Consider the following 13,645-nt stretch of genomic DNA (forward strand, 5'->3'; position numbering starts at 1 on the left):
CGGATAATTCGAGGATGACCGAAACCGCCATCCGCTCACGCGACAATCCGATCTTCAAACGCCTGAAGAAGCTCGCCGAATCGAGTCGCGCGCGGCGCGAGGCCAGGATGACGCTGCTCGACGGCGAACATCTGCTGGCGGCCTACCTCGCCGCGGGCGGCACGCCGCACACGCTGGTGCGCGCCGAGTCCTGCGACGCCGCGCGCCTCGCCGCCGTCGCCGACTGCCGGCAGGCCAAGACGGTCGTCGTGCCGGACGCGCTTTTCGCCGAACTCGCGCCGGTCGCGACGCCGACCGGCGTGCTGGCCGAGGCCGCCTGGCTGACGCCGCAGGCGCCCGTCGACCTTGCGCTCGTCGTCGTGCTCGAAGACATCCAGGACCCCGGCAACCTGGGCGCGATGCTGCGCACCGCTGCGGCCGCTGGCGCCACGCTCGCCGTGCTGTCGAAGGGCTGTCACGATGCCTGGTCGCCGAAGGCGCTGCGCGGCGGGCAGGGCGCGCAGTTCGTACTGCCGATGCAGCTTGCCGCCGACCCGGGCAGCTGGCTGCGCGATTTCTCCGGCACGAGCGTCGCGCTGGCGCCCGAGGCGGCGCACGATCTTTACACGCTGGACTACACTGGGCCTACGGCGCTAGTCGTCGGCAACGAGGGGGCGGGGCTGAGCGCGGCGACACTGGCGGCGGCGACGACGCGCGCACGCATCCCGATGCCGGGGCGGGTCGAATCGCTCAATGCCTCGGCCGCGCTCGCCGTCGCGGTGTTCGAGGCGCTGCGGCAGCGCGGCGTTCGCCGCTAGGCCACGGCGCCGCCGAGCACTTCGTGCCAGTCGCGGCGCAGCAGCGCGGTCAACTGCTCGGCCGCGACCGGCTTGCTGACGAGATAACCCTGGACGATGCGGCAGCCGAGCTGCCGCAGCCGCGCGAGCTGTTCGATGTTTTCCACGCCCTCGGCGACGGCGTCGAGATGCAGCCCGTCGCTGAGCGCCAGGATCGATGCGACGAGCGCTTCGTTGACCGAGGCGGTAGGCAGTTCGTTGATGAAATAGCGGTCGATCTTGAGGACGTTGACCGGAAAGCGCTTGAGGTGGGCGAGCGACGAATAGCCGGTGCCGAAGTCGTCGACCGCGACCGCGACGCCGAGCGCCTTGAGCGCCTGAATCCGCGCGACGGCATTGTCGATGTCCTTCATGAAAATGCTTTCGGTCAGTTCGATCTGCAGGAATTGCGCGGGCAGGCCCGACAGCTTCAGTGCCTCGCTGATCGAGCTGATCAGCGAACCGTGCCAGAATTCCTTGCCCGAGAGGTTGACGGCGACGTCGAGATCCTTGAAGCCGGCGGCGTGCCACTGTGCGGTCTGTTGGCACGCGGCGAGCAGAAGCGCACGGCCGACGTCGAGTATCTGGCCGGTCTCTTCGAGCATTTCGAGGAACGACGCGGGCGCCAGAACGCCTTTCTGCGGATGGTTCCAGCGGACCAGGGCCTCGACCGCACAGACGCGGCCGCTCGTGAGATCGATCTGCGGCTGGTAGTGCAGCACGAACTCGCCGCGTTCGAGCGCGTAGTGCAGGTCGGTTTCGAGTTGCAGCCGCTCCTCGGCCATCGCGTTCATGCCCGCGTCGTAAAGCTGGAAACGGTCCCGTCCGCTGCCCTTGGCGTGGTACATCGCGGTGTCGGCGTTCTTCAGCAGACTGCTGCAGTCGGCGCCGTCGTTCGGAAACACGCTGATGCCGATGCTGCTGCAGCAGAAGAGTTCGCGTTCGCCGACCCGATACGGGGCGGCGAGTGCCGCGCGGACCTTTTCGACGATATGGAGGATCTGGCCGACGCCGCGCGCATCGTTGGCGACGACGACGAACTCGTCGCCGCCGAGCCTCGCCACCGTGTCCTCGTCGCGCGCGATCGCGCGCAGGCGCTGGCCGACTTCGCAGATGAGTTCGTCGCCGCTGGCGTGGCCGAGGGTGTCGTTGACGCGCTTGAAGCGGTCGAGGTCGATGAACATCACGCCGACGAGCGTGCCGCGCCGACGGGCGCGTGCGAGTGCCTGCTCGAGGCGGTCGCGCAGCAGCATGCGGTTGGGCAGGCCGGTGAGCGTGTCCTTGGTCACCAGACGTTCGCGCTCGCGGCTGAAGCGCGCGGAATAGAACAGCACCGCGGCGGCGACGACGAGGCCCACGAGCAGCGCGATGCCGGAGAGGAAGTACATCCAGAAGCGCGCCACGCGATGCGCTTCGTAGGCCCTTTCGCTCGCCGCGATCGCGACCCGATGCACTTCTTCGTCGAGACGCGAGAGAAGCACCATGACGCTGTTCTGCGCCGGGATGGCCTGCCTGAGCGCGAGGTCGACGCCGTCCTGGGTGAAATCCGCGCTGATCAGCTCGATGACTTCCTCCTGGATCGGCTGGGCGAAAGCGATGCGTTCCTTATGGAGGTCGATCAGGTGCCGTTCGCGGGCGCTCAGCGGCAGTTCGAGCAGTTGCAAGCGCGCGGCGACGAACTCCGACCCCTTCTCGCGGAAGCGCAGCAGCAGCTGGTCGCGCTCGAACGGGTCGTCGATCTTGGTCAGCATGAACATGATCAGCGTGCGCTCGCGCGCCGTGAGAACCATGGTCTTGGTGAGGTTTTGCTTGCGCATGTGGACGTCGACCACGGTCTTCAGGTTTTCGGTGGTCATACGCAGTTGCTGCAGCCCGATCGCCGTGACGAACAGGATCAGGAACAACTGGATGACGAAGCCCGCGAGCAGCGCGAGCTTCCAGATTTCGGCGCGCTTGAAGCGTCCCCCGCACGGCGACGAGATGGGCTCGGTACACTCAGGCATGGGTATCCCGGGGAGTGGGGGAACGGCCCGGCGGGGTGGGGACGAGCCGGGCAATGGGCAGGCAGGCGCCCGCACGCGCCGCATGACCGAGCGTGACCCCTAGAAAATGCTTCTCCCCCATAGGGAGCTTATCGGCATGTCGGCGCGGAAATGAAGCCGCCCGACGATGAGGTGCGGTAGGCGCCGTTTTCCTCGGTCGGCTGGGGCGGCTAGGACGCTCTCAGGCGGGCTGCGATTTCCTCGACCGACATGCGGCTCGTGTCGATGAGGGGGATCGCGTGCGCGGCTAAAAGGCGTTCGGCGGCGTCGAGTTCGCTTCTGCATTGCGCGACGCTCGCATAGCGGCTACCTGGGAGCCGCGCCTCGCGGATCGCCGCGAGGCGCTCGGGGGCCAGCGTGAGGCCGCGCAGGCGCGGCAGGTGCGGTTGCAGCGCCCGCGGCAAGCCGTCGTTCGCGAGGTCGTCCGGGGTGAGCGGGTAGTTCGCCGCGCGCAGCCCGTAATGCAGGGCGAGATACAGCGCGGTCGGCGTCTTGCCGACGCGTGAGACGCCGACCAGGATGAGGTCGGCTTGGCCGAGGTGTTCCGGGCTCAGGCCGTCGTCGAGCCGGAGCGCGAAATTGACGGCGTCCATGCGCGCCTCGTAGTCGCTCGCCATGCCGTGCGTGTGGCCGCCGCTCGGCGTCGCCGGCTCGCCGAGCACACGTTCGACCGCGGGGCTGACGTGTTCGAACAGGTCGAACACGTGCAGCCCCGCGTCCTTGAAGTGCGCACGCAACGCGGGGTCGGTCAGCGAGGAAAACACGAGGGCGCGAGCGGTCACCGCGACCCGCCCGGCGGCGGCGCGGGCCTTGGCCGCGTCGTCGATGAAGGGCAGCGTAATCAGGCTAAACTCGATACGTGGGAACTGCGCCAGCACACTCTTGGCGACCGCCTCGATCGTGAGTCCCGTGTGATCGGACACGCAAAATACGCTGTAGCCATTCATGGAGTTCACCTATGTCTCGTGACTATATTGTGCCGCTGGATGCGCTGTCGATGGCGGACGTGCCGCGCGTCGGCGGCAAGAACGCGTCGCTCGGGGAAATGATTTCGCGGCTCGCCGATGCCGGGGTCAAGGTGCCGGGCGGCTTCGCGACGACCGCGCAGGCATTCTGGGACTTCCTGGATCACAACGGCCTGCGCGCACGGATCGGCGCCGTTCTGGACGCGCTCGACGTCACGGACGTAACGGCGCTCGCCGCCGCCGGCGCCGAAATCCGCGCTGCGGTCGAAGGCGGGCGTCTGCCGCCGGCGCTGGAAAGCGGGTTGCGCGAGGCCTACGCGGCGCTCGGCGACGACGTATCGGTCGCGGTGCGTTCGTCGGCCACTGCCGAAGACCTGCCCGACGCGTCCTTCGCCGGGCAGCAGGAGACCTATCTGCACGTCCGCGGCGCCGAGGCCCTGCTCGCGCACCTGAAGAAGGTCTTCGCCTCGCTCTACAACGACCGCGCGATCGCCTACCGTGTCCATCACGGCTTTGCGCACGCCGACGTCGCGCTCTCCGCCGGTGTGCAGCGCATGGTGCGCGCGGACACCGGCTGTTCGGGCGTGCTGTTTACGCTCGATACCGAATCGGGCTTCCGCGACGTCGTCTTCATCACGGCGGCCTACGGTCTCGGCGAAACCGTTGTGCAGGGCGCGGTCAACCCCGACGAGTTCTACGTCCACAAGCCGACGCTGGCGCTTGGTTTTCCGGCGCTCGTGCGGCGCGAGCGCGGCGAGAAGGCGATCCGCATGGTCTGGCGCGACGGCAAGACGGTGATCGAGGACACACCGCCCGAACTTCGGCAACGGTTCGCGCTGAGCGACGCCGAGGTGCTGGAACTCGCGCGCCAGGCCGTGCAGATCGAGCGCCACTACGGGCGGCCGATGGACGTCGAGTGGGCCAAGGACGGCGTGAGCGGCGAGTTGTTCATCGTCCAGGCGCGTCCCGAGACGGTCAAGGCGCGCGCCGCCGCCGGCGGCGAGCGCTACGTGCTCGGAGGGACCGGCGAGGTGCGCGTCAGTGGCCGCGCGATCGGTCAGAAGATCGGTGCGGGGCCGGTGCGGGTCATCGCGACCCCGGCCGAGATGAACCGCGTGCAGCGCGGCGACGTGCTCGTGACCGACATGACCGACCCCGACTGGGAACCGGTCATGAAGCGCGCCGCGGCGATCGTCACCAACCGCGGCGGGCGCACCTGCCACGCCGCCATCGTCGCGCGCGAACTCGGCATTCCTGCCGTCGTCGGCGCGGGCGACGCGACCACGGTGCTCAGGGATGACGAAGCGGTCACGGTCTCGTGCGCCGAGGGCGACACCGGGTTCGTCTACGCGGGCAGGTTGCCGTTCGAGGTCGAGACGCTGGCGAGCGAGTCGCTGCCCACGCCGCCGGTCAAGCTCATGATGAACGTCGGCAACCCCGAGCGCGCCTTCGAGTTCGCGCAGATCCCGAATCACGGCGTCGGCCTCGCACGGCTCGAATTCATCATTGCGCGCATGATCGGCGTCCATCCGCTGGCCTTGCTCGACCATGCCGGGCAGCCGCAGGGCGTGCGCGACGAGATCGCTGCGCGCGCCGCAGGCTACGCGGACCCGGTCGCGTTCTACGTCGACAAGCTCGCCGAAGGCATCGCGACGCTCGCCGCCGCCTTCTGGCCGCAGCCCGTGATCGTGCGCCTCTCGGACTTCAAGTCCAACGAATACGCCAATCTGGTCGGCGGCGAGCGCTACGAGCCGAAGGAGGAGAACCCGATGCTGGGCCTGCGCGGCGCGGCGCGCTACGTCTCGACATTGTTCCGCCCGGCGTTCGAGCTCGAGTGCCGCGCGCTGAAAAAGGTCCGCGAGACGCTCGGTCTCGGCAACGTCGAGGTCATGATCCCGTTCGTGCGCACGGTCGAGGAATGCGCCGCCGTCGTCGCGCTGCTCGCCGCGAACGGCCTCAGGCGGGGCGAACACGGCCTGCGTCTGATCATGATGTGCGAGATCCCGTCCAACGTGCTGCTCGCCGACGATTTTCTGCGTCACGTCGACGGTTTCTCGATCGGCAGCAACGACCTGACCCAGCTGACGCTCGGCATCGACCGCGACTCGGGCCTCGTCGCGGAAGGCTTCGACGAGCGCAACCCGGCGGTCAGGAAGCTGCTCGCCGAGGGGATCGCGGCGTGTCGGCGCAACGGCAAATACATCGGCATCTGCGGGCAGGGGCCGAGCGACCACCCCGACCTCGCGCAATGGCTCGTCGAACAGGGGATCGGGTCGATTTCGCTTAATCCCGACACGGTCGTCGCGACCTGGAAACGGCTCGCGCACGGCTGATGCGGGGGCGGCCATCGCGGGCGGTACGCTGCCCGCGCTGTCATTGAGCGCTCATCGGGGATGAAGTAAAATCCGCCATCACCCGCCCCCGCCCAGAAAATGACGAAGTATGTGTTTGTCACCGGTGGGGTGGTTTCTTCCCTCGGGAAAGGGATCGCCTCCGCTTCACTCGCTGCGCTGCTCGAATCGCGCGGCCTCCGTGTCACCCTGTTAAAGCTCGATCCCTACATCAACGTGGATCCGGGCACGATGAGCCCGTTCCAGCACGGCGAAGTGTTCGTGACCGACGACGGCGCCGAGACCGACCTCGACCTCGGTCACTACGAGCGCTTCTCGAGCGCGCGCATGAGCAAGCGCAACAACTTCACGACCGGACAGATCTACAAGTCGGTGATCGACAAGGAGCGCCGCGGCGACTACCTCGGCGGCACCGTGCAGGTCATTCCGCACATCACCGACGAGATCAAGCTCTCGATCCGCGAGGGCGCGAAGGGTGCCGACGTCGCGCTGGTCGAGATCGGCGGCACGGTCGGCGACATCGAGTCGCTGCCGTTTCTCGAAGCGATCCGCCAGATGGGTTTCGAGGACGGCCCGGCGAATACCTGCTTCATCCATCTGACGCTCTTGCCCTATATCCCGACTGCCGGCGAGCTGAAGACCAAGCCGACCCAGCACTCGGTCAAGGAGTTGCGCGAGATCGGCATCCAGCCCGACATCCTGCTGTGCCGCGCCGACCGCGAGATTCCGCTCGACGAGCGGCGCAAGATCGCGCTCTTCACCAACGTGCGCCCCGAGGCCGTGATCGAGGTGCTCGACGCCGATTCGATCTACAAGATTCCGGCCATGCTGCACGAGCAGATGCTCGACGAGATCGTCTGCCACAAGCTCAACATCCTCGCGCGCGCCGCCGACCTTTCGGTATGGAAGAGGCTCGTCGACGCACTCGAGCATCCCGAGCATACGGTCAACATCGCCTTCGTCGGCAAGTACGTCGACCTGACCGAATCCTACAAGTCGCTGTCCGAAGCGATGATCCATGCCGGCATGCACACCAAAAGCCGCGTCAAGATCCATTACGTCGACTCCGAGCAGATCGAGAAATCCGGCGTCGACTGTCTGCGCGGCATGGACGCGATCCTCGTGCCCGGCGGCTTCGGCAAGCGCGGCGTCGAGGGCAAGATCGCGGCGATCCGCTACGCGCGCGAAAATCGCGTGCCGTATCTGGGCATCTGCCTCGGCATGCAGCTCGCCGTGGTCGAGTTCGCGCGCGACGTCGCCGGCATGGCCGACGCGCAGTCGACCGAATTCGATCCGACTACGAACCATCCCGTGATCGGTCTCATCACCGAATGGCTCGACCGCACGGGTCAGGTCGAAAAGCGCAGCGAGCAATCCGACCTCGGCGGCACGATGCGCCTGGGCGGCCAGCCGTGCACGCTCAAGAACGGCACGCTGGCCCGCGAGATCTATGGCGCCGACAGCATCGTCGAGCGGCATCGCCATCGCTACGAGGTCAACAACACGCTACTGAGCGAACTCGAGGCCAAGGGTCTCGTCGTCGCGGGACGCGCGCCGGGTACCGAGCTGTGCGAAATGGTCGAGCTGCCGCCGGCCGTCCACCCCTGGTTCGTCGGCTGCCAGTTCCATCCGGAATTCACCAGCAACCCGCGCAACGGACACCCGCTGTTCATCTCGTTCGTGAGAGCCGCGCTGGCGCATCAGCAAAAGGACTCCGCATGAAGCTGTGTCATTTCGAGGCGGGCCTCGACCAGCCGCTGTTCCTGATCTCGGGCCCTTGCGTGATCGAATCCGAGCAGCTCGCGATGGACACCGCCGGCCAGCTGAAGGAAATGTGCGCCGGGCTCGGCATTCCGTTCATCTACAAATCGTCGTTCGACAAGGCCAATCGCTCGTCGACGAAGTCTTTTCGCGGCCTCGGCCTGGAAGAAGGGCTGCGCATCCTGGCGGACGTGAAGGCGAAGATCGGCGTGCCCGTGCTGACCGACGTGCACGAGGACACGCCGCTCGACGAGGTGGCGGCCGTGGTCGACGTGCTGCAGACCCCGGCCTTCCTGTGCCGGCAGACGAATTTCATTCAGAACGTCGCCCGCGCGGGGCGTCCCGTCAACATCAAGAAGGGCCAGTTCCTCGCGCCGTGGGACATGCAGAACGTCGTCGACAAGGCGCGCGAGGTCGGCAACGACCAGATCATGGTGTGCGAGCGCGGCGTCTCCTTCGGCTATAACACGCTGGTGTCCGACATGCGCGGCCTCGCGATCATGCGCGGCACGGGGTGCCCGGTGGTGTTCGACGCGACGCATTCGGTGCAGCAGCCGGGCGGCCAGGGCGCGACGAGCGGCGGGCAGCGCGAGTTCGTTCCGGTGCTCGCGCGCGCGGCGGTCGCGAGCGGCGTTGCCGGGGTGTTCGCCGAGACGCATCCGGACCCGGCGTGCGCCCTGTCCGACGGCCCGAACGCGTGGCCGCTCGGCATGATGCGCGAACTGCTGGAAACCTTGAAGGAAATCGACGCGCTGGTGAAACAGCGCGGGTTTATTGAACACAAGCTGATGAAGGCTTGAGCGCCGCGGCAGGCACGGGCTCGCGGCCCGTGCTGTTGCAGCGCGGACTGATAAAGACTGAGGAAAAAGATTGAGCGCCATTATCGATGTCATCGCCCGGGAAATTCTCGACTCCCGCGGCAACCCCACTGTTGAAGCCGACGTGCTGCTCGAGTCCGGCGTGATCGGGCGCGCCGCCGTGCCCTCGGGCGCGTCGACCGGCTCGCGCGAGGCGATCGAACTGCGCGACGGCGACAAGTCGCGCTACCTCGGCAAGGGCGTGTTGAAGGCGGTCGAGCACGTCAACACCGAAATCTGCGAGGCGATCATCGGCCTTGATGTCGAAGACCAGGCCTTCATCGACCAGACCATGATCGAACTCGACGGCACCGAGAACAAATCGCGTCTCGGCGCCAACGCGCTGCTCGCGGTATCGATGGCGTGCGCGCGCGCCGCCGCCGAGCAGGCGGGCCTGCCGCTGTACCGCTATCTGGGCGGCGCCGCACCGATGCAACTCCCGGTGCCGATGATGAACATCATCAACGGCGGCGCCCACGCCAACAACAACATCGACATGCAGGAATTCATGGTGATTCCGGTCGGCGCGCCGAGCTTCCGCGAGGCCTTGCGCTACGGTGCCGAAGTCTTCCACGCGCTGAAGAAGCTCCTGGACGACGCGGGTATGACGACGACGGTCGGCGATGAGGGCGGGTTCGCTCCCAACCTCGAGTCGCACGAGGCCGCACTAAAGCTGATCGTGCAGGCCATCGAGAAAGCCGGGCTGCAGCCCGGCATCGACGTCGCGATCGGCGTCGACTGTGCGAGCTCGGAGTTCTACAAGGACGGCCTCTATCACATCGATTCCGAAAACCTCAAGCTCACGTCGGCCGCGTTCACCGACTATCTCGCCGCCTGGTGCGACAAGTACCCGATCATCAGCATCGAGGACGGCATGGCCGAGGGCGACTGGGACGGCTGGAAGATCCTGACCGACCGGCTCGGCCGACGCGTGCAGTTGGTCGGCGACGATCTTTTCGTCACCAACGCGAAAATTCTCAAGGAAGGCATCGAAAAGGACATCGCCAACTCGATCCTGATCAAGGTCAACCAGATCGGCACCTTGTCCGAGACTTTCCAGGCGATCGAGATGGCCAAGCAGGCGGGCTACACCTCGGTGATCTCCCATCGTTCGGGCGAGACCGAGGACACGACGATCGCCGATCTCGCCGTCGCGACCAATGCGCGCCAGATCAAGACCGGCTCGCTGTCGCGCTCCGACCGCATGGCCAAATACAACCAGCTGCTGCGCATCGAAGAAGAACTCGGCGACACGGCAAGCTACCCCGGCCGCGATGCTTTCCGCCAGCGCGGCTAACCGGATTGCACGCATTCGAAGACGCAGCCTCACCTGGGGCCTGGCGGGCGCTGTCGTGTTGCTGCAATACCCGCTGTGGCTCGGCGAGGGCGGCTGGTTGAAAGTCCGCGAGCAGGCGCACAGGATCGAGTCGCAGCATGCGCTGAACCTGCGCCTGCAGAGCCGCAACGCCGGGCTGCAGGCCGAACTGGGCGACCTCAAGCAGGGGCGCGACGCGGTCGAGGAACGCGCGCGCAGCGAGCTCGGCATGATCGCGCCCGACGAATGGTTCGTTCGCATCGTGCCTACCCACTCCGTACGGTCGGGAAAAACGCATGAGTGATCTGCAAATCGGCTTGTTGGTGATCGGTGCCGCCGTCGTCATCGGCGTGCTGCTGTTCAACTGGCTGCAGGAACGCCGCTTCCGCAAGCAGATCGGCGCCGCTTTCCAGGCGCCGGTCGCCGACCCTCTGATGCAGCCGGCCGCCGCGCCGCACGAGTCCCAGGAGCGAATCGAGCCCGCGCTACGTGAGCCGGTCTTCGACGCCGCCGAGGAGGCCGTCGTGGTTCACATTCAGCGCCCGGTCGAACCCTCCGCGGCCGCCGCGCTGCATCCGGATCGTGCCGAGGCCGCCTTCCGCGACGTCACGGCGACGGCCGCGCCGTCGCCGGTGACCCACGCTGCCCCCGCGCCGTACGACGAACTGATCGAATACCGGGTCCGCGTTGCGGCGGACGGTGTCGCCGCGGCTGCCTTCGTCGACGCATTCAACAAGACGCGCACGCTCGGCAAGCCCGTGCGCTGGCTGGGCCTGCCGACCGGCGCGGCGGCGTGGGAAGACATGCAGCCCTGGCGTGACGTGCGCTACCAGGAGATCGTCGTCACGCTCCAGCTCGCCGACCGCAACGGCGCCGCGCAGGAAGACCAGTTGCTCGCGCTGTGCGAGCTCGTCAAGGCCGCGGCGCAGAGCCACAATCTGCGCGTCGCCTGCGACGACCTCGGCGAGGCGCTCGAGCGTGCGCAGGCGATCGACCGTTTCTGCGTCGATGTCGACGTCCTGATCGGTCTGAACGTCGTCGCGCGCGGCGAGGGCGCCGTCAACCTCGCCCGCATCGTGCGGCAGGCCGAGTCGAGTGGGATGGTGCTCGGCGAGGATGGCGTGTTCCAGTTGCTCGACAGTCGCGGCGAGCCACTCTACGCGCTGTGCAATCACGACGCCGAACCCTTCGGCGGCGAGCCCGTCGAGGGGCGCAATTCGCAGGGCGTCACCTTGCAATTCGACGTCCCGCGCGTGCCCGACGGCCTCAAGGTCTTCGACGGCATGGTCGCCTTCGGCCGCAGGCTCGCCAACGAGGTCGGCGGTGTTCTCGTCGACGACAACCTGCGTCCGCTGACCGACAGCGGTATCGAAAAAATCCGCAGCCAGCTCACCGAGATTTACGCGCGCATGGAGGCGCGCGGCGTCCCTTCCGGGTCCCGGCGTTCGCTGCGTCTGTTCTCCTGATGGCCGACCGCGATGTGCAGGCGCGCGCCGCCGCGCTGCGCCGCGAGATCGAGCGCCACAACTACGCCTACTATGTCCTCGACGCGCCGACCATTCCCGACGCCGAGTACGACCGGCTCTACCATGAACTCGAAGCGCTCGAAGCGGCGCATCCCGAGCTTGTCGCCGCCGACTCGCCGACGCGCCGCGTCGGCGGCCAGCCGCTGGCCGGCTTCAAGCCGGTGCGGCACGCGGTGCCGATGCTGTCGATCCGTACCGAGACCGACACCACGGCTGCCGGGGCGCGTGCCTTCGACGTGCGGGTGCGCAAGGAACTCGGCCTCGCGCCTGCCGACCCGCCCGTCGAATACGCCGCAGAACTGAAATTCGACGGCCTCGCCATCAACCTGCGCTACGAGGCGGGCGTGCTCGTCGCGGCCGCGACGCGCGGCGACGGCGAAACCGGCGAGGACGTCACGCAGAACGTGCGCACGGTGCGCACGATTCCCCTGCGCCTGCACGGCGACGCACCGCCTGCGGTACTCGAGGTGCGCGGCGAGGTTTTCATGCGCCGCGACGACTTCGAACGCTATAACGCGCAGCAGCGCGCCGCCGGCAAGCCGACGCTCGTCAACCCCAGGAACGGCGCGGCGGGCAGCATCCGTCAACTCGATCCGGCGATCGCGGGTCAGCGGCCGCTGTCCTTCTACGCCTACGGGCTCGGCGAGGTCGTCGGCTGGCCCGATGCCCCGGCGACGCACGGCGCGACGCTCGACGCGCTGCAGGGGCTCGGGGTTCCGGTCAGCGCCGAGCGCTGCGTCTGCAACGGGGTCGACGACCTGATCGCTTTCCACGACGACATCGCCGCGCGTCGAGACCAGTTGCCGTTCGACATTGACGGCGTCGTCTACAAGGTGAACGCGTTCGCCTTGCAGCGCGAACTCGGTTTTCTGACGCGCGAGCCGCGCTGGGCGGTGGCGCACAAGTATCCGGCGCAGGAACAGCTCACCACGGTCCTCGGCATCGGCGTCCACGTCGGCCGCACCGGCGCGCTCACGCCGGTCGCCCGGCTCGCGCCGGTGTTCGTCGGCGGGGTCACGGTCACCAACGCGACGCTGCACAACCAGGACGAAATCGACCGCAAGGACACGCGCGTCGGCGACACCGTGATCGTGCGCCGCGCGGGCGACGTCATCCCCGAAATCGTCGCGACCGTGCTCGAGCGCCGGCCGCAGCCCGAGCCGCCTCGCTTCAACATCCTGCAGAGCTATCCGGTCTGCCCCGAGTGCGGCTCGCACGTCGTCCGGCTCGAGGGCGAAGCCGTCGCGCGCTGCACCGGCGGCCTCTACTGCCCGGCCCAGCGCAAGCAGGCGCTGCTGCATTTCGCCAGCCGGCGGGCGATGGACATCGACGGCGTCGGCGAGAAGCTCGTCGACCAGCTCGTCTCCCGCGAACTCGTGCGCACGCCGGCCGATCTCTACCGGCTCCCGCTCGAGACGCTCGCCGGGCTCGAGCGCATGGCCGAGAAATCGGCGCGCAACCTGATCCAAGCGATCGAGACGAGCAAGTCGACGACGCTCGCGCGCTTCATCTACGCGCTCGGCATACGCAACGTCGGCGAAACGACGGCGCGCGACCTCGCGCGCCATTTCGGCGCGCTCGATGCGCTGCTCGGCGCGAACGAGACCGCTCTCCTGGGCGTGCGCGACGTCGGCCCCATCGTCGCGCAGTCGATCGCGCAGTTTTTCGCCGAACCGCACAATCTCGAGGTCGTCGGCAAGCTGCGCGCGCTCGGCGTGCACTGGCCCGAAACAACGGGTATGCAACAATCAGGGGGTATCCTCTCCGGCAAGACCCTCGTATTGACCGGAACGCTGCCGGCGCTGACGCGCGATCAGGCCAAGGAGCGGATCGAGTCGGCCGGCGGCAAGGTGGCCGGCTCGGTGTCGAAGAAGACCGACTACGTCGTCGCCGGCGAGGAAGCAGGCAGCAAGCTCGCGAAGGCCCGGGAACTCGGCGTCACGATCCTCGACGAAGAGGAGCTGTTGGCGCTGCTCGGATCGAATAAAAAGAACGGATAGCGCGGGGATTTTT

10 protein-coding genes are annotated in these 13,645 nt (G+C 67.5%); 8 read left to right on the forward strand and 2 right to left on the reverse strand.

Features of this window, described 5'->3' with window-relative positions:
• Positions 1-14: 14 nt before the first annotated feature.
• The gene (locus tag TBD_RS03110) at positions 15-797 is read left to right on the forward strand and encodes a TrmH family RNA methyltransferase (protein WP_011311127.1); all 783 of its coding nucleotides are present in this window, start codon (positions 15-17) and stop codon (positions 795-797) included.
• Here the strand turns inward: TBD_RS03110 and TBD_RS03115 are convergent.
• Together TBD_RS03115 and TBD_RS03120 are read right to left on the reverse strand one after the other, a co-directional pair.
• The gene (locus TBD_RS03115; RefSeq protein ID WP_011311128.1) at positions 794-2,818 is read right to left on the reverse strand and encodes a putative bifunctional diguanylate cyclase/phosphodiesterase; all 2,025 of its coding nucleotides are present in this window, start codon (positions 2,816-2,818) and stop codon (positions 794-796) included. The genes TBD_RS03110 and TBD_RS03115 overlap by 4 nt on opposite strands.
• A gap of 209 nt (positions 2,819-3,027) precedes the next feature.
• Positions 3,028-3,804 (reverse strand): pyruvate, water dikinase regulatory protein, encoded by a 777-nt coding sequence (locus TBD_RS03120; protein ID WP_011311129.1) that lies wholly within the window; start codon positions 3,802-3,804, stop codon positions 3,028-3,030.
• An 11-nt stretch (positions 3,805-3,815) separates the two neighbouring features.
• Between TBD_RS03120 and ppsA the strand changes: the two genes are divergently transcribed.
• The 7 genes from ppsA (at position 3,816) to ligA (ending at position 13,632) form a co-directional block, all read left to right on the forward strand.
• The gene (gene ppsA, locus TBD_RS03125) at positions 3,816-6,155 is read left to right on the forward strand and encodes a phosphoenolpyruvate synthase (RefSeq protein ID WP_011311130.1); all 2,340 of its coding nucleotides are present in this window, start codon (positions 3,816-3,818) and stop codon (positions 6,153-6,155) included.
• 99 nt (positions 6,156-6,254) lie between these two features.
• Positions 6,255-7,895 carry a CTP synthase gene (locus TBD_RS03130; RefSeq protein WP_011311131.1) on the forward strand — a complete coding sequence of 547 codons (1,641 nt, stop codon included), beginning with the start codon at positions 6,255-6,257 and terminating at the stop codon, positions 7,893-7,895.
• Positions 7,892-8,734 (forward strand): 3-deoxy-8-phosphooctulonate synthase, encoded by an 843-nt coding sequence (kdsA, locus tag TBD_RS03135; protein ID WP_011311132.1) that lies wholly within the window; start codon positions 7,892-7,894, stop codon positions 8,732-8,734. Before TBD_RS03130 ends, kdsA begins: the two co-directional genes overlap by 4 nt.
• Positions 8,735-8,804: 70 nt before the next feature.
• Positions 8,805-10,088, forward strand: coding sequence for a phosphopyruvate hydratase (gene eno / locus TBD_RS03140; protein WP_011311133.1), 1,284 nt, complete (start codon positions 8,805-8,807; stop codon positions 10,086-10,088).
• Positions 10,066-10,410: a cell division protein FtsB gene (gene ftsB / locus TBD_RS03145; RefSeq protein ID WP_011311134.1), complete on the forward strand. Its 345-nt coding sequence runs from the start codon at positions 10,066-10,068 to the stop codon at positions 10,408-10,410. Before eno ends, ftsB begins: the two co-directional genes overlap by 23 nt.
• On the forward strand, positions 10,403-11,572 hold the full coding sequence (locus tag TBD_RS03150) for a cell division protein ZipA C-terminal FtsZ-binding domain-containing protein (RefSeq protein ID WP_011311135.1): 1,170 nt from the start codon (positions 10,403-10,405) through the stop codon (positions 11,570-11,572). The genes ftsB and TBD_RS03150 overlap by 8 nt, the downstream gene beginning before the upstream one ends.
• Positions 11,572-13,632: an NAD-dependent DNA ligase LigA gene (gene ligA / locus TBD_RS03155; RefSeq protein ID WP_011311136.1), complete on the forward strand. Its 2,061-nt coding sequence runs from the start codon at positions 11,572-11,574 to the stop codon at positions 13,630-13,632. Before TBD_RS03150 ends, ligA begins: the two co-directional genes overlap by 1 nt.
• Positions 13,633-13,645 lie beyond the last annotated feature (13 nt).

Origin of the sequence: Thiobacillus denitrificans ATCC 25259, assembly GCF_000012745.1 — a bacterium.
In the GTDB taxonomy this organism is placed as follows: Bacteria; Pseudomonadota; Gammaproteobacteria; order Burkholderiales; family Thiobacillaceae; genus Thiobacillus; species Thiobacillus denitrificans_B.

Coding starts and splice junctions, on each gene's coding strand:
- TBD_RS03110 (WP_011311127.1), top strand. CDS start 15: ATGACCGAAACCGCCATCCGCTCACGCGACAATCCGATCTTCAAACGC.
- TBD_RS03115 (WP_011311128.1), bottom strand. CDS start 2,818: ATGCCTGAGTGTACCGAGCCCATCTCGTCGCCGTGCGGGGGACGCTTC.
- TBD_RS03120 (WP_011311129.1), bottom strand. CDS start 3,804: ATGAATGGCTACAGCGTATTTTGCGTGTCCGATCACACGGGACTCACG.
- ppsA (WP_011311130.1), top strand. CDS start 3,816: ATGTCTCGTGACTATATTGTGCCGCTGGATGCGCTGTCGATGGCGGAC.
- TBD_RS03130 (WP_011311131.1), top strand. CDS start 6,255: ATGACGAAGTATGTGTTTGTCACCGGTGGGGTGGTTTCTTCCCTCGGG.
- kdsA (WP_011311132.1), top strand. CDS start 7,892: ATGAAGCTGTGTCATTTCGAGGCGGGCCTCGACCAGCCGCTGTTCCTG.
- ftsB (WP_011311134.1), top strand. CDS start 10,066: ATGCTTTCCGCCAGCGCGGCTAACCGGATTGCACGCATTCGAAGACGC.
- TBD_RS03150 (WP_011311135.1), top strand. CDS start 10,403: ATGAGTGATCTGCAAATCGGCTTGTTGGTGATCGGTGCCGCCGTCGTC.
- ligA (WP_011311136.1), top strand. CDS start 11,572: ATGGCCGACCGCGATGTGCAGGCGCGCGCCGCCGCGCTGCGCCGCGAG.